We start from the raw sequence: 21701 nt of genomic DNA, 5'->3' as shown, positions 1-21701 counted from the left end.
AAGGCCAACGTGGGGGCGGCTTCAGCCGCGACAAGCATGCCAGGTTCACCGCAGTGGCTGGCATGCAGGCCCCTGCTCACGACGCCGTGCCGCCCACCGTGAGCTCGTCGAGCTTGAGCGTCGGCTGGCCAACGCCTACCGGCACGCCCTGGCCCTCCTTGCCGCATACCCCCACCCCGGTGTCGAGGTCCATGTCATGGCCGATCATCGACACCTGGCCCATCGCCTCGGGGCCGTTGCCGATCAGGGTCGCGCCCTTGACCGGGGCGGTGATCTTGCCATCTTCGATCAGGTAGGCCTCGCTGGCCGAAAACACGAACTTGCCCGAGGTGATATCCACTTGGCCGCCGCCAAAACTCACCGCGTAGAGGCCGCGTTTGACGCTCTTGATGATGTCGGCAGGATCGTCCTGGCCGGCCAGCATGTAGGTATTGGTCATGCGCGGCATCGGCATATGCGCATAGGACTCACGGCGCGCATTGCCGGTAGGCGCCATGCCCATCAGCCTGGCGTTGAGCTTGTCCTGCATATAGCCAGTCAGAATGCCGTCCTCGATCAGCGGCGTATAGGCCCCGGGGGTGCCCTCGTCGTCGATCGACAGCGAGCCGCGGCGATCCGCCAGGGTGGCGTCATCAACCACGGTGACGCCCTTGGACGCCACCCGCTGGCCCATGCGCCCGGCGAAGGCGGAGCTGCCCTTGCGGTTGAAGTCGCCCTCCAGACCGTGCCCCACGGCTTCGTGCAGCAGGATCCCGGGCCAACCGGCGCCCAGCACCACCGGCATCTGTCCGGCCGGCGCCTCCACCGCATCGAGGTTGACCAGCGCCTGGCGTACCGCCTCGCGGGCAAAGCGGCTCGGCGCCTCATCGTCACGCAGCCGCGCCATGGCATAGCGTCCGCCGCCGCCGGCGCTACCGCGCTCGCGGCGGCCGTTCTTGACCGCGATCACACTGACGTTGAAGCGCACCAGCGGGCGCACGTCGGCGGCCAGGGTGCCGTCGCTGGCGCGTACCAGCACCACTTCATAGAGACCGGTCAGCGAAGCGCTGACCTGGCTTACCGCAGGGTTCTCGGCCCGCGCAATACGGTCAGCCTCCTTGAGCATGGCGATCTTGTCCGCGGCGCTAAGCCCCGCCAGCGGGTCGAGGCCGACATAGCGCTCGTCGGCCTTGCCGAGCCGCGCCGGGGCCAACGCCAAGCGTGAGCCACTGCGGGCAATGCCCGAGGCGGTACGGCCGGTGTCTGCCAGCGCTTCGGCGGTGATCTGGTTGGAGTAGGCAAAGCCGGTCTTCTCGCCAGCCATGGCGCGTACGCCGACGCCACCATCGATGCTGTAGCTGCCCTCCTTGACCTCACCATCCTCCAGCACCCAGCTTTCATGCCAGCTGCGTTGGAAATAGAGGTCGGCGTAGTCGATACCGACGCCCAGCGTATGGCCGAGGCCGGCGTCGAGGCCAGCAAGATCCAGCCCACCAGGGGTCAGCAGCGTCGCCACGGCGCCATCGAGCTTATCCTGAGCCGTCAGGTCACGGGAGTGTAGGTTCATTCGGCACCTTCCAGGGAAATCTGCGGCGAGGTCCAGGGACCTTGCACGCGGTAATGAATCTGCGTCGCCCGGTCGATAGCTCCACCGAACAGACGATGTGCGATAAACAGTGCCCCGCCTATCACCGGGGCGCCGGCAGCTACCGCCGCCAGCGGGAGATTTTGGCTCACTGGTACCGTGACCCCTAGGCGCTGATCGAGTTCACGCCGCGCCAGGTCGACCTGGCCATCGAGGGTAAAGCGGGTTGCCGGCGCTTCGACCACCACCGGACCACGGGTTTCCAGAATGCCACCATACAAGGTCGCGCTACCGATAACACTGTCGAAGGCCGTGCCCTGGCCGGTGACATCGGAGAAGTCGAGCCGCAGGCGGCGCAGCAAATTGTCGAAATTGAGCAATCCTACTAGCCGCGCCGACGGCGAGTCGAGGTAGCGGAAGCGGCCGTCACGCAGATCGATATCCAGGCTGCCTCGCGAGCGGTCGAGGCCAAATTGCCAGGGTGCCCCCGGCCAAGCCAGCTGTGAGCGCACCCGAGTGCTGGCATTACTGATCGCGATAGGCTGATCGAGACGCTCCAGGGCCGACCCGAGGTCCCCGCCATCCAGCGCCAGTCGCGAGCGGGTCAGGCTGGCGCCACCAGAGGCTTCCCAGTCGATCTCACCGCGCGCCGTGATGCGCCCCAGGGTCAGGCCCAGGGGTGCCACCTGCAGTGATCCGGGACTGGCCCGCCAATGCGCGGTAAGCGGGCCGAAGGACTTACCCTCATGCAGCAGGCTGGCGACCCGCAGCCGCCCGTCTGGCAGTTCGCCGATCCAGTCGGGAAAGGCCGCCGGGCGAGGCGCCACAGCGACTTCGTCAAACAGCCCCTCGGTGTCCGCCTCCTCGGGCATCAGCGCATCCAGATTCAGGCGCACCAGGGCAACATCCAGCTCGCCGCCGCCAGCCGGCCGATAGTCGATGCGTCCCTCAAGCAGACTCCCATCGACATCGACCCGCCAGTCGTCACCGCTCCACGGGTAGGCGCTGGCATACACCGAACCCAAGCAGCGCTGGCCCACCTCCAGGCAGGGCGTCGCCACTCGCACCGCTCGCAGCTGATCGGGACTGCCATCCCCCAGGGCCAGATCGTCCACGCCGAGTCCCCCCAGCACCTCGGCCCAGGCCTGGGTGTCGACCCGCGACGTGCGCCAGTCAATTTCCCAACCGCTGCCGTCTGGCCAGTTAGGTGCCGCAGGCCACTGTTCCAACCACGCCTGTCCCTGAGCACTTCGGCCCCATTCGCGCCAGCGCAGACGTAGCCGATCGGCCAGCTCAGCCTCGATCACGCCACTCTCCAGATCGGCATCGACGAACAGTGGCGCACTGCTCTCGGCCGGCTTGCCGAACGGCGCAGGCAGGCGAATCGCCAGGCCGCTCAGATCGCTGTCGAAGCGGAAGCGCGAAGCCCCCTCGGCCAGACTCAGCCGCGCTGTATAGGGAAATACGCCGTCGAGAATCGGCCCCGCGGCATCCAGCCCTCCCCAGCTCAGCAGCCCGCTGGCCAGGGCACGGCCGCTGAAGTCGATGCCCTGATCACGGGTATCGAAGACGGCGCGCATGGGGCCACCGAACACCCGCGCACCCAACACGCCATCAACACCGCCCTGGTCGTCGCGGTGGCGGTAGGCCAGCGCACCGTTGACGTTATGCATGCGAATATCCAGCGGCACGTAGACCAGTGCCGGCACGTCGACCTCGGCCTCGATATCCAGGCGAAGCGCCTCGGGATCGTCGAGTGGCAAGGTCAGCGCCAGATCGCCAGCCAGAGCGCCGCTACCGCTGAAATCACTACTGTCGAGGTCGAAAAACGGCAGTGCCGCGAGATAACTGAGCACGGCATCGCTGCTGCCGGCCAGATCGCCCAGCACGGTCAGGGTGCCGTCATCGAGGCTGACGCGACCTTCGCTGGCCACCACGCCGAGGCTCTCGGCGTGATCGACCCAGGCCTCGAGGCGCATGCCATCCATCGCCAGGCGACCGCTGACGTTGTCCAGCGCCGGCCACTCCTCGACAAACGGCAGATAGCCGTCGACCAGCTCCAGCGCCAGTTCGAGTTCGATGTCATCGGGCTCAATGCCCTCGCGCAGCGGCTGGCGAAGACTCAGGGTGCCGGCGGTGACGCGCCCCGCCGCACCCAGTTCGAGCCAGTCGTTGAGCGCCTCGCCGAATACGCCCACCGGCAGCCAGTCACGCAAGGGAGTCTCCACCGCATCGACATCGCGAAAGGCCAGATCGAGTCCCAACTCGCCGGGCTCATCTCCACCCAGTGCCAGATCGAATCCGCCCTGTACCTGAGCACCTCGCCACAGCGCCTCGAGCTCCTGGCCGTCGACATAGACCCGCTCGCCGCGATAGTCCCAGTGGACCACGCCGCGCGCGGCATCGAGCTGCATCGGCACGCCGAACAGCTCCGGAAATTCCAGCGTCGTATTGAGATCGCCGACGAAGGTGACCTTGCCATGAAGGTCCTCGGCCTCGACCCAGGCATCGATGGGACCGCCGCCAGGGGCGTTCTGCCACGGCGATACCGCTACCTCGTGCAGCGCCCCCCGCGCCTGCCAGCTGCCGTTACGGCGGCCGACACCGAAACCGCTGATGCGTCCTTGAGGGTCGAGAGTGTCAAGCACCCGCACCAGTCCTTCGGGCAGCGGCACGCGATTGCGCCACGCCGCCAACGCATCGAGCTCGAAGCCGCTGGTATTGAGCCACCAGTCACTGCCCTCGCCGAAGAGATGCCAATGTTCGGGAATTGCCGGCCCGTGGGTAGCGTCGTCATCGGCAAGCGGTTCGCGGCTTAACCAGGCCTGCCAGCCATTGGGACCATCGCGCAGCCACTGCCCGCGGGCACGAATATCGTCCAGTGCCAACGTCGACGTTTCGTTACTGAGAATAAAGTGCGGCACATCCAGGTCGAGCCGGGCATCCTGCAGTGCGCCCGCCTGCCAGCGCCCCCATAGCTCGGCCTTGCCCTCGGCTTCATCGAGGCGTATCGGGTCGTTGCGGCTCAGCACCTCGGCCAGCTCGACCAGGCTCGCCACATCCATGCGCGCCTGCAGCGCCGCGCTGAAGTCGGCCAGGCCACGCGGCCCCGGCTGAACCTCCAGCGCCGCCTCCAGCGCGATGCTCTCCTGGCCCTCGACGTGCAGCCAGCCCTCGATATGGGTGCGCCGCTGATCACCGGTCATCAGCAAACTCGGCGCTTCGAGCACCAGCTTGCGGTCGAGGCCGTGCAACACCAGTCTCACCTGCTCGGCTTCGACCCGCTGACGCAGCAGTGCACCGACCCAGAAATCGAGACGCTCGAGGTCGAACGCAGCGTCGGGTTGGAACTCAGGCGGGAGTTCGGCTGGCTCCGGCCAGTGCCAGGTGCGTTCCGGGGTCTGGTAGAGGTGCACCGTAACCTCGCGGATACGTGCATCTTCAACCACCGGCACCCAGTCGCGCAGGGAGGCTCCCGTGGCCAGCCGCAGCCGCGCATGCTCGACCTCGAGCAGCGGCAGGTCGCGGCCGTCGCGAGTGGCAATACGCAGATGACGCAGCTCAGCACTGGGATCGAGTCGATTCACCCCAGCGCGTAATTCAGACACGCTGACCTCGGCGTTGAAACGCGCCGAGAGCAGGGTCTCGAGATTGTCGCGCAGCAAGTCGACCTGACCGAGCGCCAGGCGCAGCGCCACTACCAGAATCGCCAGCAGCGCCAGGCCGATCGCGGTCAAGGTCAATACCCAGCGCAGCGTCAGGCGAAGTGGGCTCATCGCTTACATCAGCACGATATCGTACTGCTCCTGGGAATAGTGCGCCTCGACCTGAAAGCGAATCGTCTTGTCGATAAAGGTCTCGAGGTCGGCTACTGCCGTGGACTCCTCATCGAGCAGTCGATCCACTACCGCCTGGGAGGCCAGCACCATGTAGGTTTCCGGACTGTAGGCGCGCTCCTCACGCAGGATCTCGCGAAAGATCTCGTAGCACACCGTCTCCGGTGTTTTCAGCGTGCCGCGACCGCTACAGGTTGGACAGGGTTCGCATAGCGTCTGTTCAAGACTTTCGCGGGTGCGCTTACGAGTCAGCTGAACCAGCCCCAGCTCGGTGACCCCGGTGCACTTGGTCTTGGCGTGGTCGCGCTCCAGCGACTTTTCCAGCACCCGAAGTACCTGGCGCTGGTGCTCGGGATCTTCCATATCAATAAAATCGATGATGATGATGCCACCCAGATTGCGCAATCTGAGCTGACGGGCGATAGCAGTGGCCGCCTCGAGGTTGGTCTTGAAGATGGTCTCCTCGAGGTTGCGATGCCCGACGTAGCCACCGGTATTGACGTCGATTGTGGTCATCGCCTCGGTAGGGTCGATGACCAGATAGCCGCCGGACTTGAGCTGCACCTTGCGCCCCAACGCCTTCTGAATCTCGTCCTCGACGCTGTAGAGATCGAAGATCGGCCGCTCCCCAGGGTAGTACTCGATGCGGGTTTCGGTGCCAGGCATGAACTCGCTGGCGAACTCGATCAGCTTGAGATAGTTCTCCCGGGAGTCGATGCGCACCTTCTCGATCTCGTCACGCATCACGTCACGCAGGGTGCGAATGAAAAGTGGCAGGTCGTCATAGATCACACTCGGTGCCGATGCCGTGACCTTACGCTCGCCGACCTTGCGCCACAGCCGCAGCAGGAAGTGCATATCGGCATACAGCTCCTCATGGCCAACCCCCTCGGCGGCGGTACGGATAATGAAGCCGCCGCTGATCTCGAGTTCCTGCTCGCTCTGGCACTGCTCTGTCAACTGGCGCAGCCGCTCACGCTCGGCCTCGTCCTCGATGCGCTGGGAGACGCCGTTATGCGGCGAATCGGGCATATAGACCAGAAACCGCGATGGCACCGACAGGTGGGTGGTAAGCCGCGCGCCCTTGGAGCCGATCGGATCCTTGGTGACTTGCACCACCAGCGCCTGCCCCTCGTGAAGCAGATGGCCGATCGAGACCTGCTCGTCGCTGGGGGTATTGGCCGGCATCACCTCATGGGCATGGATGAAAGCGGCTCGGTCGAGCCCGATATCGACGAAGGCGGCCTGCATGCCTGGCAACACCCGCACCACCTTGCCCTTGTAGATATTGCCGACGATACCGCGTCGCCGGCTGCGCTCGATGAAGGCTTCCTGCAGGACGCCGTTCTCGACCACCGCCACGCGGGTTTCCATCGGCGTCAGATTGATGAGTACTTCACCGCTCATGCAGGCTTCCTTATCCAGTGATCATGTCGGCATTATGGCACAGCCACCCCGCCCCCCGACCACAGCGGGACACCCTGACAGATAAGCAGTGCAGCGGACTCGTAGAGCGGCAGTCCCACCACCGCCGAGTGACTGCCCTGCATCTCGGCAACGAACACCGCCGCCAGGCCTTGGATGGCGTAGCCGCCGGCCTTGTCGGCAGGCTCACCGGTAGCCCAGTAGGCGTCGATCTCGCTCGGGGCAATATCGCGCAGAGTCACGCGGCTGGCGACACAGCACTCGAGCAAGCCGGCGGGGCCGCTGACCGCCACGGCCGTCAGCACCTGATGCGTGGTGCCGGCCAGCGCCGTCAGCATCTCGGCGGCATGGGCACGGTCGCGGGGCTTGCCGAAAATCTGCCCATCCAGCACCACTGCCGTATCCGAGCCAAGGGTCGGCAACTGACTGCCCTCCGCTCCGGCCAGGGCCTTGGCCCGGGCCAGGCGCTGAACATAGTCCTGCGCTGCTTCATCGGCATGCGGCGTCTCGTCGATATCGACCGGGTGGACGTCCACCGCGACACCAATCGACGCCAATAGCTCACGGCGTCGCGGCGAGGCAGAGGCCAGGCGCAGGGTGGCAGTCATAGAGGCTCCGGCACAGATGAGTGATTCAGAAGATGCCCAGCCGACGGCGCAGCATCTGAAACATGGTAAACAGCCACGGCCACAGCAGCGCACCGATCAGCGAGGGCAGCAGAAACGCCAGATGCATCGAGAAGGGGCCGACAATGGTGCGCAGCCACTGCTCGATCAGCTGCACGATGCCCAGTAGCATAAACACCAGCAGCGCCTGCTGCAGCAGCGAATAGGCGCGCAGGCGCTGATAGACCAGCGCACACAGGAAGGCCAGCAGCGACAAGGTCAAGGCATTCTGCCCCAGCGGCGAGCCTTCGATCAGGTCGAGCAGCAGCCCCAGCACGAAGCCGTGCAATACGCCGACGCGCTGCGGCATCACCACACACCAGTAGATCAGCATCAGTCCCAGCCAGTCGGGCCGCCAGATCAGCCACACATCGGCCAGCGGCATCACCTGCAGGCACAGCGCCAGCAGCAGACTCAGCCAGATCAGCAGGGTACCGCTAATGCCTATGGACACCATTACTGCATCAACTCCATGGGCGGTTCGATGATCGAGAAGGTCTCATCCCATAGCCGATCACCCGGTTCCGGCTCGACGGTCGGCGGCGGAAACAGCAGCAGGAAGTGGCGCGAGCGCTGCAGCTGTGCCACCGGGGTGGCGGTGACTCGGGCAAACGGCTGACCGGGGTCGTGGACCACCTCGCTGACCCGTGCCACCGGATAGCCGGCGGGGAAGCGCCCGGCCAGCCCCGAGGTGATCAGCAGATCACCTTCGCGGATATCGGCGGTATCCGGCACGTGCATGACATTGAGGGTATCGTAGCGTCCTGAGCCCTGAACGATGAAGCGCAGGCCGTTGCGATTGACCTGCACCGGCATGGCATGATTCGCGTCAGCCAGCATCAACACCCGACTCGAGTAGGCCGAGACCGCGGTGATCTGGCCCACCAGCCCCGACGCATCCATCACCGGCTGCCCTACATAGGCGCCGTCGCGGCGGCCGCGGTCAATCACCATCTGATGGGTAAAGGGGTCGGAGTCCAGCGACAGCAGTTCGGCGGTGAGGTAGGGCATGTCGGTCTGCCCTGCCGCATTGAGCAGCTCGCGCAGGCGCACGTTCTCGGCGGTCAGGCTGGCCATGCGCTGCACCCGGTGGGACAGGGTCAGCAGCTGTTCGCGCAGGCGGCGATTCTCTTCGACCAGCGCACGCTGGTCGGATAGCGCCAATGACCCCCAGGTGAGAACATCACTGGGCACGCTCACCACCCACTGGATCGGCGCCACCACAGTGGTCATCTGGGCACGCAGGTCTTCCATGCGCGAGAAACGGTGTTCCGCGAACATCAGCGCGAACGCCACTATCGCACACAGCAGCATACGATAGCCTGGCACCGGCCCGTGCGAGAACAGCGGTTTGATAAGCAATCCCCCCGAAGGCAGCCCAGCAGTGGCCGGGCGTTAGTCGCTCGAGAGCAGCTCGAAGGTATGCTGGTCGATCATCTCCAGGGCCTTGCCGCCGCCGCGCGCCACGCAGGTCAGCGGGTCCTCGGCGACGATCACCGGCAGGCCAGTTTCCTCGGCGATCAGCTTGTCGAGATCGCGCAGCAGCGCGCCGCCGCCGGTCAGCACCAGGCCGCGCTCGGCGATATCCGAAGCCAGTTCCGGCGGTGACTGCTCGAGGGCGCTCTTCACTGCCGTGACGATCGAGGCCAGGGTCTCCTGCAGCGCGTCGAGGATCTCGTGAGAGTTGAGCGTGAAGCTGCGTGGAATGCCCTCGGCCAGGTTACGACCGCGCACGTCGATCTCGCGCAGCTCACCGCCGGGGTAGGCGCAGCCGATCTCCTCCTTGATCCGCTCCGCAGTGGCTTCGCCAATCAGGCTGCCATAGTGGCGACGGACATAGGCGGTGATGGCTTCATCGAAGCGGTCGCCGCCGACGCGGATCGACTCCGAGTAGACCACGCCGTTGAGGGAGATGATGGCGATCTCGGTGGTACCACCACCGATGTCGACGACCATCGAGCCCTGCGCTTCCTCCACCGGCAAGCCTGCGCCGATCGCCGCCGCCATGGGCTCCTCGATCAGGAACACCTCGCGGGCTCCGGCACCCTCCGCCGACTCCTTGATGGCGCGGCGCTCGACCTGGGTCGACATGCACGGCACGCACACCAGTACCCGGGGGCTCGGCGTCAGGAAGGTGCTCTGATGCACCTTGCGGATGAAGTGCTGCAACATCTGCTCGGTGACGGTGAAGTCGGCAATCACCCCATCCTTCATCGGACGGATAGCGGTGATATTGCCCGGCGTGCGGCCCAGCATGCGCTTGGCATCGACGCCAACGGCGGCGACGCTGCGCATGCTACCGGACTGGCGAATCGCCACGACGGATGGTTCGTCGAGCACGATGCCCCGACCGCGAACGTAGATCAGTGTGTTGGCGGTCCCCAGGTCGATCGACAGATCGCTTGAGAACAGCCCCCGTAAACGTTTAAACATGAAAGTCTTTCACCTAGTGCAGACCGGAACCCTGTGCGGATGCAAACGGTATCACCACGGCCGATATGCAGCAAGCTGAAGTGCCTGCCAGCGAAGCCAAGATGTGGTACGGTTTGCGGCTATTTCAGCGCGGATGTCGGCCGCCGACGTCCGACGCCCCATCGATATCATGCTCAGGGGACGTTTTTACCATGGCGCTTGAACCCTCCGACGTACAGCGCGCGGCTCACTTGGCGCGGCTGGCCATGAACGACGCCGATGCTGCCGGCTACGTAGACGACCTCGGCCGTATTCTGGCCATGGTCGACCAGCTGCAGGAAGTCGATACCGACGGTGTGGCACCGCTTGCCCACCCCCTCGACACCACCCAGCGCCTGCGCGCCGACGAAGTCACCGAAGGCGACCAGCGCGATCACTTTCAGCGCGTTGCCCCGGCCGTCGAAGACGGTCTGTACCTGGTGCCCCGCGTCGTCGAATGAACCCGCTTCAGGATCCTGCCATGCATGACATGACTTTGACACAGCTCGCCCAGGCGCTCGCCGACGGCGACATATCCAGCCGCGAGCTGACCGAGACGCTGCTGGGCCGCATTGACCGCCTCGACGGCCGCCTCAACAGTTTTATCACCGTCACCCACGAGCAGGCCTTGGCCGCTGCCGACGCCGCCGATGCGCTGCGCGCCAAGGGCGGCGCCGGCCCGCTGACTGGCCTGCCGCTGGCGCTCAAGGACATCTACTGCACCAACGGCGTCAAGACCAGCTGCGGCTCGAAGATGCTCGACAACTTCATCGCCCCCTACGACGCCAGCGTGGTCGAGAAGCTCAAGGCCGCCGGTACGCTGAGCCTGGGCAAGACCAATATGGACGAGTTCGCCATGGGCTCGTCGAACGAGAACAGCTACTACGGCCCGGTGAAGAACCCCTGGGACCTCAACGCCGTGCCCGGCGGCTCCTCCGGCGGCAGTGCCGCAGCGGTCGCCGCCGGCCTGGTGCCGGCGGCGATGGGCACCGACACCGGCGGCTCGATTCGCCAGCCGGCAGCCTTCTGCGGCATCACCGGGCTCAAGCCGACCTACGGCCGGGTATCGCGCTACGGCATTATCGCCTACGCCTCTAGCCTCGATCAGGCCGGACCCATGGCGCGCACCGCCGAGGACTGCGCGCTGCTGCTCGGCGCCATCGCCGGCCACGACCTGCGCGACTCGACCAGCGTCGCCCGCGGCGTGCCCGACTACATGGCAGAACTCGGTGAATCGCTGTCGGGCCTCAAGATCGGCCTGCCCAAGGAGTATTTCGGCGACGGCCTGACCCCCGAGGTCGAACAGGCGGTGCGCGAGGCGATCAGGGTCTATGAATCGCTGGGCGCCAGCGTCCACGAGGTCAGCCTGCCGCACACCCACTACGCGATTCCGGCCTACTACGTGATCGCCCCGGCCGAGGCCTCCTCGAACCTGTCACGCTACGACGGTGTGCGCTTCGGCCACCGCTGCGACGCCCCCAGCGACCTGATCGATCTCTACAAGCGCTCCCGGGACGAAGGCTTCGGCGAGGAGGTCAAGCGGCGCATCCTGATCGGCACCCACACCCTCTCGGAGGGCTTCTTCGACGCCTACTACACCAAGGCACAGCAGGTGCGCCGGCTGATTCGTCAGGACTTCCTCGACGCCTTCGAGGAGGTCGACGTGCTGATGGGCCCGGCCTCGCCGACTCCAGCCTTCGATCTCGGCGCCAACAAGGACCCGGTGTCGATGTACCTGCAGGATATCTACACCATCGCCATCAACCTGGCAGGCATTCCCGGCATCAGCATCCCCGCCGGCTTCGCCGGGCAGCGGCCGATCGGCTTGCAGATCCTCGGTCCGCATTTCGCCGAGTCGCAGCTGCTCAACGTCGCCCACCAGTTTCAGCAGGCCACCGACTGGCACCAGCGCCGTCCCGCCCTTGCCGAGGAGAGTGCATGATGCAATGGGAAACCGTGATCGGGCTGGAAGTCCACGTCCAGCTCGCCACCAAATCGAAGATCTTCTCCGGTGCCTCCACCGCCTTCGGCGCCGAGCCCAACAGCCAGGCGTGTGCCGTCGACCTGGGCCTACCCGGCGTACTGCCGGTGCTCAACGAGGCCGCAGTGGCCATGGCGGTCAAGTTCGGCCTCGGCATCAACGCCGAGATCCCCGAAGTATCGGTCTTCGACCGCAAGAACTACTTCTACCCGGACCTGCCCAAGGGCTACCAGACCAGCCAGATGTACCACCCCATCGTCGGCGCCGGGGAGGTCGAGATCAGCCTCGAAGACGGCGCCACCAAGCGCATTCGCGTGCACCACGCCCACCTCGAGGAGGACGCCGGCAAGTCGCTCCACGAGGACTTCCACGGCATGACCGGCATCGACCTCAACCGTGCCGGCACACCGCTGCTGGAAATCGTCTCCGAACCCGACATGCGCAACGCCAAGGAGGCCGCCGCCTACCTCAAGGCGATTCATGCCATCGTCACCTACCTCGGCATCTCCGACGGCAACATGGCCGAGGGCTCGATGCGCTGCGACGTCAACGTCTCGGTGCGCCCCAAGGGCCAGGACACGCTAGGTACCCGCGCCGAGGTCAAGAACGTCAACTCGTTCCGCTTCGTCGAGCGCGCCATCGCCTTTGAGGTCGAGCGTCAGATCGAACTGATCGAGGATGGCGGCACGGTGGTCCAGGAGACCCGCCTCTACGACCCCGAGGCCGATGAGACCCGCAGCATGCGTACCAAGGAGGAAGCCAACGACTACCGCTACTTCCCCTGCCCCGACCTGCTGCCGGTGGTCCTCGACCGCGCCTATGTCGATCACCTCAGAAGCACCCTGCCGGAACTGCCCGCCGAGAAGCGTGCGCGTTTCGAGGGCGAGCTGGGCCTTTCCCCCTACGACGCCAACGTGCTCGCTTCTAGCCGCGCCATGGCCGAGTATTTCGAGGCAGTCAAGGACGCCTGCGGCGATGCCAAGCAGGCCGCCAACTGGGTTCAGGGCGAGCTCTCCGGCGCCCTCAACCGCGAGAACCTGGGCATCGAGCAGAGCCCGGTGTCAGCCGCTCAGCTCGGCGAGCTGGTCGCGCGGGTGCTCGACGACACCATCAACGGCAAGGCCGCCAAGCAGGTCTTCCAGGCGCTGTGGAACGGCGAAGGCGAGAGCGCCGACGCCGTTATCGAGGCCCGCGGCCTCAAGCAGGTCACCGACAGCGGCGCCATCGAGGCGATGATCGACCAGGTCATCAGCGACAGTCCGGTGCAGGTCGCCCAGTATCGCGACGCCGAGCCGGACAAGCGCGGCAAGATGATTGGCTACTTTGTCGGCCAGGTGATGAAGGCCTCGCGGGGTACCGCCAACCCCCAGCAGGTCAACGCGCTGTTAAAAGAAAAACTGGATCAGGCGTGATCCCCCGCGGCCGGCGTCAGGCCGGCCGCTTATCAGGAGATGGCCATGTCAGACGATGTTGGAGGGCGCCTGCGCGCACTGCGTACCCTGCGCGGCATATCCCAGCGCGAGCTCGCCAAGCGCTGTGGGGTAACCCATTCGAGCCTGTCGCTGATCGAACAGAGCAAGGTCAGCCCGTCGGTAAGCTCGCTGAAGAAGATTCTCGACGCTATCCCGATCAGCGTTGGCGACTTCTTCACCATGGACCTGGAAAACCGCGATCAGGTGTTCTATTCCGCCGACGAGCTGACCGATATGGGCAGCGGCGACGTGATCTTCAAGCTGGTGGGTGCCAACCGCGCCAGCCGCGCGCTATCCTTCATGATCGAGACCTACCCCGCCGGCAGCGATACCGGTCGTGAGATGATCGCCCATCAGGGCGAGGAAGCGGGGGTGGTACTGGAGGGCGAGATCGAGATCACCATCGGCGGCGAGAGCCGCGTGCTGAGCGCCGGCGAGGCCTACTACTTCGACACCAACGTGCCCCACCGCTTCCGCAATCCCGGCGACGTGGCCTGCAAACTGGTCAGCTGCTGCACCCCCGCCAAGACGTTCTAAACACCTCTCAGCTCTGCTTAAGTGCCTCGATCTTTTCGCGCAGCGCTTCAGCCTCTTCAGTGAGGCTGGCGTTGGCGCGCATATCGCCGTTGCGCGCCGCCAGCATCGCCTGCTCCAGCTTGCGCTCGTACTCCTTCTGCAGCTTCTTGCTCGGATCGCGGCTAAACAGTCCCATGGCGTCTCTCCAGTGCTGAATGGACATTTAGCCTACGCCAATAGCTATACAAAAGCGATACCAATATTGTACATAACACCCCCAGATACAGCATCTCTCCGCAGTAGCGGCGTTGCTCGGAACTGATCTGGCGCAGAACCTCCTCTTCGACCTGCCGCCAGCGTTCCTCGCTTGAGATAGCACCTGCCTAGCTGCTATCGGCATCGTGGCGGCCCTGCCCCGGATCCAGCTCCAGCCGCGCCCGCTCCACCAGCGCCTCGGGTAGCTCGCGCTTGACCGCCACGCCCAGCTCACGAAACTCGTCGGCCTGCTTGATCAGGTTGCCGCGGCCGTTGACCAGCTGACCGATGGCGTTGTCGTAGCTCTCCCGCGCGCCGTCGAGCTTGCCGCCGACCTCCTCCATGCTGGTAAGAAAGGTGCGCAGCTTGGCGTGAAACTTCTCGGCGCGACTGGCCAACTCGGCGCTATGCCGGCTCTGATCCTCGAAGCGCCACAGCTGGCGCACGATATTGAGGCTGGTCAGCAGGGTGGTGGGCGTCGCCACCAGCACGTTGCGCTCCAGGGCGCGCTGAAACAGCGATTCGTCATGCTTGAGCGCCTCGACGTAGGCCGACTCCACCGGGATGAACATCACCACCACGTCCGGCGAGTTGAGCCCCGGCAGGTCGTAATAGTGCTTATCGGCGAGCTCGTTGATACGCTCGCCCACCGCTCGGGCATGGGCCGCCAGCGCCTCGAGGCGGGTGGCCTCGTCGTCGGCATTGACGTAGCGCACATAGGCCGACAGCGAGGTCTTGGCGTCGATCACCAGGTGCTTGCCCTGGGGCAGGTAGACCAGCGCGTCGGGGCGCCGCCGCCCCGCCTCGGTGGTAAAGCTCACCTCACGCTGGTAGTCCTTGCCTGGCCGCAGCCCGGCGCCCTCCAGCACGTTCTCGAGCATCAGCTCGCCCCAGTTGCCCTGCAGCTTCTTCTGCCCCTGCAGCGCCTCGGTGAGGCGGCTGGCCTGGTCGGTGATCTCGCGGTTGAGGGTCTGCAGATGCTGCAGCTCGGTGCGCAGGCTGGCGCGCTGCTCGGTATCGAAGCGGTGGATCGCCTCGACCTTGTCGCGAAAGCCCTTCATCTCCGCCTGCAGCGGCTGCAGCAGGCCGTGGATATTGCGCTGCGAGAGCTCCGAGAAGCTGCGCCCCTTGCGCTCGAGAATCTCGTTGGCGAGGTTCTCGAACTCCTGCTTGAGCTGCTCGCGGCTATCGCGCAATAGCGCGAGCTGCTGCTCGAAGTGGCCGCGCTGCTGATCGAGGGTGGTGGCCAGGCGGGTGCGCTCCAGCGCCACCTCCTGCAGCTGCGCCTCACGCTCCTCCAGCCGCGCCTCGAGGCGCTGGCGCTGCGCCGTCGCCTCCCGGCGCTCGGCATCGCGACGCCGCGCGCCCAGGGCTGCGGCCAACGCGTAGGCGACGATAAACGCCATTACGGCAGCCAGCGCCGCCATCTGTTCGGGGGTAAGGGTCACGACACGACTCCGCCAGCAGGAAACCAAACGCTCTCGGCCCCGTCAGGGGCCGAGCTAATGGTAGCATGCGGCAGAGTCCTGGACTGGTTAAATCATCAGCCCTCTAGCGATATCCATACGCTCTTCAGCGTCGAGTACTCGGCCAGCGAGTGGTGCGACTTGTCGCGGCCGTTCCCCGACTGCTTGACCCCACCGAAGGGCATGGTCTGGTCACCGCCGGCCCAGTTATTGACGAACACCTGGCCGGACTGCAGGCGCCGGGTCACGCGCATGATGCGGTCGATATCCTGGCTCCACAGCCCGGCGGCGAGGCCATAGTCGCTGTCGTTGGCCATGGCGATGGCCTGCTCTTCGCTGTCGAAGCCGAACACCGCCAACACCGGCCCGAAGATCTCCTCGCGGCCGATGGTCATGGCTGGGGTGACGCCGTCGAACACCGTGGGCGTGATGAAGTAGCCGGGACGCTCCAGCGCCTGGCCGCCGCTGCGCAGCTGAGCCCCCTCTTCCACGCCCTGGCGGATATAGTCGAGGATGCGGCGATGCTGGGTCTCATCGACGATGGCGCCCATAAAGCTGGACGGATCCAGCGGATCACCCGGCTGCATCCGCTCGGCGGCCGCCAGCACCTTGTCGACGAACGCCTCGCGTATCGAATTCTCCACCAGCAGCCGCGAGCCGGCGATGCACACCTCGCCCTGGTTATGGAAGATTGCCGCGGCGGCGTGCTTGGCCACCGCATCGAGATGCTTGCAGTCGGCGAACACCAGATTGGGACTCTTGCCGCCGCACTCGAGATAGACCCGCTTGAGGTTGGACTGGCCGGCGTACTGCATCAGCTGCTTGCCGACCTGGGTCGAGCCGGTAAAGGCCAGGCAGTCGACGTCCATGGAGAGCGCCAGCGCCTTGCCCACGGTATGCCCGAAGCCCGGCAGCACCTGGAATACACCCCGCGGCAGCCCAGCCTCCCGGGCCAACTGGGCCAGGCGCAGCGCCGATAGCGGCGACTTCTCCGAGGGCTTGAGGATCACGCTGTTGCCGGCGGCCAGCGCCGGGGCGATCTTCCAGGCGGTCATCATCAGCGGGAAGTTCCACGGCACGATCGATGCCACCACGCCGAGCGGCTCGCGCAGTACCAGCCCCAGGCTGTCGTCGCCCGTAGGCGCCACCTCGCCGTAGAGCTTGTCGATGGACTCGGCCTGATGACGCAAGCAGCCGATGGCGCCGGCCAGATCGCCCAGCGAACTGTTCACCGGCTTGCCCATATCGAGGGTATCCAGCAGCGCCAGCTCGTGCTTGTGAGCTGCCATCAGGTCGGCGAGCTTGAGCAGCACCGCCTTGCGCTTGACCGGCGCCAGGCGCGACCACTCACCGCGCTCGAAGGCAGCGCGGGCATGCTCCACGGCCCGCTCGGCGTCGGCGGCATCGCAGCTGGCCACCTCGGCCAGGGTCTCGCCGGTGGCCGGGTTGACGCTGGTGAAGGTCTCGCCGCTCACCGCGTCGACGAACGCATCATCGATATAGGCGCGGGTCTCGAAGGTCAGCGAGGCGGCCAGCGCCTGCCACTCGGCCAGGGTAGAGGGATGAGTGCTCATGCCAGGGACTCCTGTAACGGGGATGTCGGGGTATCGGCCAGGCGTCGCGCGGTCTCGTCGAGGGCGGCGCGCGCCTTGGTCACCAATTCGTCGATCTCATGGTGACGAATCACCAGCGGCGGCGAAATGATCATGGTATCGCCCACCGAGCGCATTACCAGGCCACTGGCAAAGCAGATGTCGCGGCACAGATTGCCCGCACCGAGGGACTTGTCGAAGCGCTGGCCGGTGGCCGGGTCGATCAGCTCCAGGGCACCGATCAACCCCAGCGAGCGCGCCTCGCCGACCAGCGGGTGCGCGGCGAGTTCGGCCCAGCGCTGAGCCAGGTAGGGACCGAGGTCGCTGCGCACCCGCTCGACCACCCCCTCGGTCTCCATCAGCTCGAGGTTCTTGAGCGCCACCGCGGCGCAGGTGGGATGCCCGGAGTAGGTGAAGCCGTGAAAGAACTCGCCGCCCTCCTCGATCAGCGTCTCGGCGACCCGGTCGCCAACCAGTACCCCACCGATGGGCAGATAGCCCGACGACAACCCCTTCGCGATCGGCATCAGGTCCGGCTCGAGGCCGTAGTGGACGCTACCGAACCACTCGCCCAGGCGCCCGAAGCCGCAGATCACCTCGTCGACCACCAGCAGGATATCGTACTTCTCCAGCACCGCCTTGACCGCCGGCCAGTAACTGTCGGGAGGAATGATCGCACCACCGGCGCCCTGTACCGGCTCGGCGATAAAGGCCGCCACCTTGTCTTCACCGAGGGCCAGTATCTGCTCCTCCAGGGCCGCCGCGCAGTCGCGACCGAAGGTCTCGGGATCCTGACCGTGCGATTCGTCGAACCAGTAGGGCTGACGAATATGACAGATGCCCGGCACCAGCGGCCCGCCTTGGGCATGCATCGGCGCCATGCCGCCGAGGCTCATGCCGGCCACGGTCGAGCCGTGATAGGCATTCTCGCGGGCGATGATCACCTGCTTCTCGGGCCGGCCCTTGATCGCCCAGTAGCGCCGCACCATGCGCAGCACGGTGTCGTTGGCCTCCGAGCCCGAGCCGGTGAAAAAGACCCGGTTGATATGTGCCGGCGCCAGGCGGCAGAGCATCTCCGCCAGCTTCACCGCCGGTGGATGAGTGGTCTTGAAGAAGCTGTTGTAGTAGGGCAGCGCATGCATCTGCTGAGTGGCAGCGGCCACCAGTTCGTCTCGGCCATAGCCGAGGTTGACACACCAAAGCCCGGCCATGCCATCGAGGATGCGATTGCCCTGATCGTCGATGATATAGACGCCCTCGGCGCTGACGATAACCCGACAACCCTCCTCGCCAAGCGCCTTGAAGTCGCTGAAGGGGTGCAGGTAGTGGGCGCGGTCGAGCGCCTGAATATCATGGGTCATGGTGCTATTTCCTCAGCGTGTCAGGCGTCGATCAGCGTGGCGAGGCCCCGTCGCTCTGCGCTACGCTCGCGGCAAGCCGCGGCGAAGCCGTGGAACAGGGTGTCATAAAGTGGATGCTGGGCGGGCTGCCACTCGGGGTGCCACTGCACCGCCAGGGCAAAGCGCCGCGCCCCCTCCACCGAGAGCGCTTCGACCACGCCATCGGGTGCCAGCGCCTCGGCGCGCAGCCCCGGACCCAGCTCGGCCACACCCTGCTGATGCAGCGAATTGACACGACTGACTGGCGCCGCCTGCAGCGCCGCCAGGGTGCCGCCGGGCAGGATCGTCAGGTCGTGGCTGGGGGCGTACTGCGCCGCCTTGTCGCCCTGCGGTTCGCGGTGATCGAGCAGTCCCGGTACTTCCTGAAGCGCCTGGTGCAGGGTACCGCCGAAGGCGACATTGATCTCCTGGAAGCCGCGGCAGATGCCGAACAGTGGCATGCCAAGGTCCAGCGCTGCGGGAATCCAGGCCAGGGCCGCGGCATCGCGATGCAGGTCGTCGCGGGTATTCTGCGGCGCGCGTTCGGCGCCGTAGCGCGCCGGCGATACATTGGTATAGCTGCCGGTCAACAGCAGGCCGTCGAGCTCTGCCAGCAGGCTCGCCTCCAGGCCGCTGCCATCCTCCCACACCGGCAGCACCAGCGGGGCAAGCCCATAGTCGCGCAGCGCCTGCAGGTATTTATCGGTCACCATGTGCGCCGGGTGTCCCTCCACCTCGCGGCGACAGGCAATGACCCCGACCAGCGGTCGACTGGACATCGATGACTCCTTGCTCGTGACGATTCAACAGAGAGTAAGACTGTTATGCTTTGTTCAACATTACATGCCATACAGCCTGCTGCCAACCCTCCCGAGAGTTGCGCCAAGACCATCATAAGCACGGCACATACCGCCCAATAGTGCGACATTATGCGATTCGCGGCAAAGCTCAGGCGACACGCACCACCGTAAATAATTTGACAACACCCACACCAGTCGGAAAAGATGACGCCATGCTTCCAACGATAAGGTACTCCCCATGTCGGTGACCGCGTCTGCTGAGGCCGAGGCCTTCCTCGAGCGCCATCCCGATATCGACAGCATCGACCTGTTGATCAGCGACCTCAACGGCGTGATGCGCGGCAAACGCATCCCCCGCGACAACCTGATCAAGGCGTACAGCGCCGGCATCAATCTGCCCGCATCGCTGTTTGCCCTCGATATCAACGGCAATACCATCGAGGAAACCGGCCTGGGGCTCTCCACCGGCGATGGCGATCGCATCTGCCGCCCGGTCGCCGGCACCCTTGCGCCCTGCCCCTGGTTGCGCAAGGGGCGCCAGGGGCAACTGCTGATGACCATGTTCGAGGCCGACGAGAGCGGTTTCTTCGCCGACCCGCGTCAGGTGCTGCAACGCGTGCTACGCCGCTTCACCGACGCCGACCTGACCCCGGTGGTGGCCGTGGAGCTGGAGTTCTACCTGGTCGATCGCAGCCGCGATGCCCGGGGCTATGCCCAACCACCCTGCTCACCGACAACCGGTGAGCGCGCCTCCCAGAGCCAGCTCTACTCGATCAACGAGCTCGACGAATATGCGGATTTTCTGGAAGACATCCAGGCCGCCGCCGCCGCCCAGCAGCTGCCGCTGGATACCGCCCTCAAGGAGTGCGCTCCCGGGCAGTTCGAGATCAACCTGAGCCATTGTGACGACGTGCTCAAGGCCTGCGACAGCTCGGTGCTGCTCAAGCGCCTGATCAAGGGAGTGGCGATCCAGCACGGCTTCGAAGCCACCTTCATGGCCAAGCCCTACGGCGACGAGGCCGGCAACGGCACTCATGTGCATATCAGCCTGCTCGACGCCCATGGCCGCAACGTCTTCGCTGCCGAGGATAACGATCCACTGGGCACCCCGGCGCTGCGCCATGCCATCGCCGGGCTGCTGGCCCTGTTGCCGGCATCGATGGCGATCTTCGCCCCCAACATCAACTCCTTTCGACGCTTCCAACCCGGGCTCTATGTGCCCATGGCGCCGACCTGGGGCTACGACAACCGCTCGGTGGCGGTGCGCATCCCCTCCGGCCCCAAGGCCGCGAAGCGCATCGAGCACCGCGTGGCCGGCGCCGACGTCAACCCCTACCTGCTGCTGGCCACCCTATTGGCCTCTATAGACCACGGCCTGCGCCATCAGCTGACCCCGCCGCCGGCGATCGAGGGCAACGCCTACGACCAGTGCGAGCCGAGCCTGACCAACAGCTGGCAGCAGGCGCTGGCACTGCTGGCGGAAGACCGGGTGCTGGCCGAAGCGCTCGGCGAGCAGTTCCTCCACGTCTACCTGGCCAACCGTCAGGCCGAACGCGACCAGGCCATGCAGGCGGTCAGCCAGCTTGAGTATGACTGGTACCTGCGCCAGGTCTAGGCGCGTCCGAAAAACTGGCTGCCACAAACGGCACCGCCCGCACCAATCGGTGCGGGCGGTTATACGTTGCAGCGAGGCTGGTTTAGCCTTCGCGGACGCTCCACTGCGGCACACCATCCTGCATCAGCACCTGATTGCCCTGGGGAGCCTCATCGAGGCGCACGCTGTAGACGCGGTCTTCGAAGCGGTACTCGACGTCGTAGCCCTCATGCTCATCACGAGTGTCGACCACGGTGTTGCACTGCCGCTGGGTAGTGGCCTGCCCCTGATTGGCCTCGACCCGGCCCTGCACTTCACGGCCGGCCAGACCGCCGCCCACGGCCCCCGCCACGGTGGCGAGCTTCTTGCCGCTGCCGCCGCCGACCTGATTACCCAGCACGCCACCAACAACTGCCCCGGCGGCGGTGCCGAGCAGACGGTTGGGATCGCGGCTAGGCGCCTGCTGGTGGACGACCACGTCTTCGCAGACCTCGCGGGGCGTCTCTACGCTGCGCGTCACCGCGTCAACGCTCAAGATGTCGGCGTAGGTCGGTTCACGGTCGAAGGTCTGCACCTGATAGGCGCCTACTGCCAGGCCACCCATGCCCAGCACCGCCAGGGTCGATCCAATCACGATTGACTTGTTCATTTCTGCCTCCTTGTGTCATCCGACGTGGCGCTAGCCAGCGCGATGCGATAGACAGA

The 21701-nt window shown here is 65.6% G+C and carries 18 protein-coding genes; 5 read left to right on the top strand and 13 right to left on the bottom strand.

The features are described from left to right. Window positions 1-76 precede the first annotated feature (76 nt). The 7 genes from tldD to IEI94_RS15965 are packed head-to-tail and all read right to left on the bottom strand — an operon-like array spanning window position 77 to window position 9923. Window positions 77-1546 (bottom strand): metalloprotease TldD, encoded by a 1470-nt coding sequence (tldD, locus tag IEI94_RS15995; RefSeq protein ID WP_191168261.1) that lies wholly within the window; start codon window positions 1544-1546, stop codon window positions 77-79. Next, on the bottom strand, window positions 1543-5340 hold the full coding sequence (locus IEI94_RS15990; RefSeq protein WP_191168260.1) for a YhdP family protein: 3798 nt from the start codon (window positions 5338-5340) through the stop codon (window positions 1543-1545). The genes tldD and IEI94_RS15990 overlap by 4 nt, the downstream gene beginning before the upstream one ends. A gap of 3 nt (window positions 5341-5343) precedes the next feature. After that, window positions 5344-6807 carry a ribonuclease G gene (gene rng / locus IEI94_RS15985; protein WP_191168259.1) on the bottom strand — a complete coding sequence of 488 codons (1464 nt, stop codon included), beginning with the start codon at window positions 6805-6807 and terminating at the stop codon, window positions 5344-5346. A 32-nt stretch (window positions 6808-6839) separates the two neighbouring features. After that, on the bottom strand, window positions 6840-7433 hold the full coding sequence (locus IEI94_RS15980) for a Maf family protein (protein WP_191168258.1): 594 nt from the start codon (window positions 7431-7433) through the stop codon (window positions 6840-6842). A gap of 25 nt (window positions 7434-7458) precedes the next feature. Continuing rightward, a complete protein-coding gene (mreD, locus tag IEI94_RS15975; protein ID WP_191168257.1) occupies window positions 7459-7947 on the bottom strand; it encodes a rod shape-determining protein MreD in 489 nt (162 codons plus the stop codon). Continuing rightward, on the bottom strand, window positions 7947-8852 hold the full coding sequence (gene mreC, locus IEI94_RS15970; protein WP_191168256.1) for a rod shape-determining protein MreC: 906 nt from the start codon (window positions 8850-8852) through the stop codon (window positions 7947-7949). Before mreC ends, mreD begins: the two co-directional genes overlap by 1 nt. A gap of 33 nt (window positions 8853-8885) precedes the next feature. Beyond that, window positions 8886-9923, bottom strand: a complete 1038-nt coding sequence (locus tag IEI94_RS15965; RefSeq protein ID WP_163502762.1) for a rod shape-determining protein — start codon at window positions 9921-9923, stop codon at window positions 8886-8888. 191 nt (window positions 9924-10114) lie between these two features. On the opposite strand from IEI94_RS15965, the gene gatC reads away from it, so the two are divergent. The 4 genes from gatC to IEI94_RS15945 are packed head-to-tail and all read left to right on the top strand — an operon-like array spanning window position 10115 to window position 13931. Continuing rightward, window positions 10115-10402, top strand: a complete 288-nt coding sequence (gene gatC / locus IEI94_RS15960) for an Asp-tRNA(Asn)/Glu-tRNA(Gln) amidotransferase subunit GatC (protein ID WP_191168255.1) — start codon at window positions 10115-10117, stop codon at window positions 10400-10402. 20 nt (window positions 10403-10422) lie between these two features. After that, the gene (gene gatA, locus IEI94_RS15955) at window positions 10423-11883 is read left to right on the top strand and encodes an Asp-tRNA(Asn)/Glu-tRNA(Gln) amidotransferase subunit GatA (protein ID WP_191168254.1); all 1461 of its coding nucleotides are present in this window, start codon (window positions 10423-10425) and stop codon (window positions 11881-11883) included. Beyond that, entirely contained in the window at window positions 11883-13334 is a 1452-nt protein-coding gene (gatB, locus tag IEI94_RS15950; RefSeq protein WP_191169630.1) for an Asp-tRNA(Asn)/Glu-tRNA(Gln) amidotransferase subunit GatB, read from the top strand. The genes gatA and gatB overlap by 1 nt, the downstream gene beginning before the upstream one ends. Window positions 13335-13379: 45 nt before the next feature. Then, window positions 13380-13931 carry a cupin domain-containing protein gene (locus IEI94_RS15945; RefSeq protein ID WP_191168253.1) on the top strand — a complete coding sequence of 184 codons (552 nt, stop codon included), beginning with the start codon at window positions 13380-13382 and terminating at the stop codon, window positions 13929-13931. 7 nt (window positions 13932-13938) lie between these two features. On the opposite strand, the gene IEI94_RS15940 is transcribed toward IEI94_RS15945, so the two are convergent. The 5 genes from IEI94_RS15940 to IEI94_RS15920 form a co-directional block, all read right to left on the bottom strand. After that, window positions 13939-14106, bottom strand: a complete 168-nt coding sequence (locus tag IEI94_RS15940; RefSeq protein ID WP_191168252.1) for a DUF6435 family protein — start codon at window positions 14104-14106, stop codon at window positions 13939-13941. Between the two features lie 187 nt (window positions 14107-14293). Further along, the gene (gene rmuC / locus IEI94_RS15935; protein WP_318153412.1) at window positions 14294-15613 is read right to left on the bottom strand and encodes a DNA recombination protein RmuC; all 1320 of its coding nucleotides are present in this window, start codon (window positions 15611-15613) and stop codon (window positions 14294-14296) included. Window positions 15614-15708: 95 nt separating this feature from the next. After that, a complete protein-coding gene (locus IEI94_RS15930) occupies window positions 15709-17205 on the bottom strand; it encodes an aldehyde dehydrogenase (protein ID WP_191168251.1) in 1497 nt (498 codons plus the stop codon). Then, window positions 17202-18584: an aspartate aminotransferase family protein gene (locus IEI94_RS15925; protein ID WP_191168250.1), complete on the bottom strand. Its 1383-nt coding sequence runs from the start codon at window positions 18582-18584 to the stop codon at window positions 17202-17204. Before IEI94_RS15925 ends, IEI94_RS15930 begins: the two co-directional genes overlap by 4 nt. 20 nt (window positions 18585-18604) lie before the next feature. Next, the gene (locus tag IEI94_RS15920; protein WP_191168249.1) at window positions 18605-19381 is read right to left on the bottom strand and encodes a gamma-glutamyl-gamma-aminobutyrate hydrolase family protein; all 777 of its coding nucleotides are present in this window, start codon (window positions 19379-19381) and stop codon (window positions 18605-18607) included. 259 nt (window positions 19382-19640) lie between these two features. On the opposite strand from IEI94_RS15920, the gene IEI94_RS15915 reads away from it, so the two are divergent. After that, window positions 19641-21017 carry a glutamine synthetase family protein gene (locus IEI94_RS15915; RefSeq protein WP_191168248.1) on the top strand — a complete coding sequence of 459 codons (1377 nt, stop codon included), beginning with the start codon at window positions 19641-19643 and terminating at the stop codon, window positions 21015-21017. An 82-nt stretch (window positions 21018-21099) separates the two neighbouring features. Here the strand turns inward: IEI94_RS15915 and IEI94_RS15910 are convergent, their stop codons facing one another. Beyond that, window positions 21100-21645, bottom strand: coding sequence for a glycine zipper 2TM domain-containing protein (locus IEI94_RS15910; RefSeq protein WP_191168247.1), 546 nt, complete (start codon window positions 21643-21645; stop codon window positions 21100-21102). Window positions 21646-21701 lie beyond the last annotated feature (56 nt).

The sequence above is a fragment of the Halomonas sp. ML-15 genome (genome assembly GCF_014779595.1).
In the GTDB taxonomy this organism is placed as follows: domain Bacteria; phylum Pseudomonadota; class Gammaproteobacteria; order Pseudomonadales; family Halomonadaceae; genus Franzmannia.
This window is presented reverse-complemented; position numbering and strand designations above follow the sequence as displayed.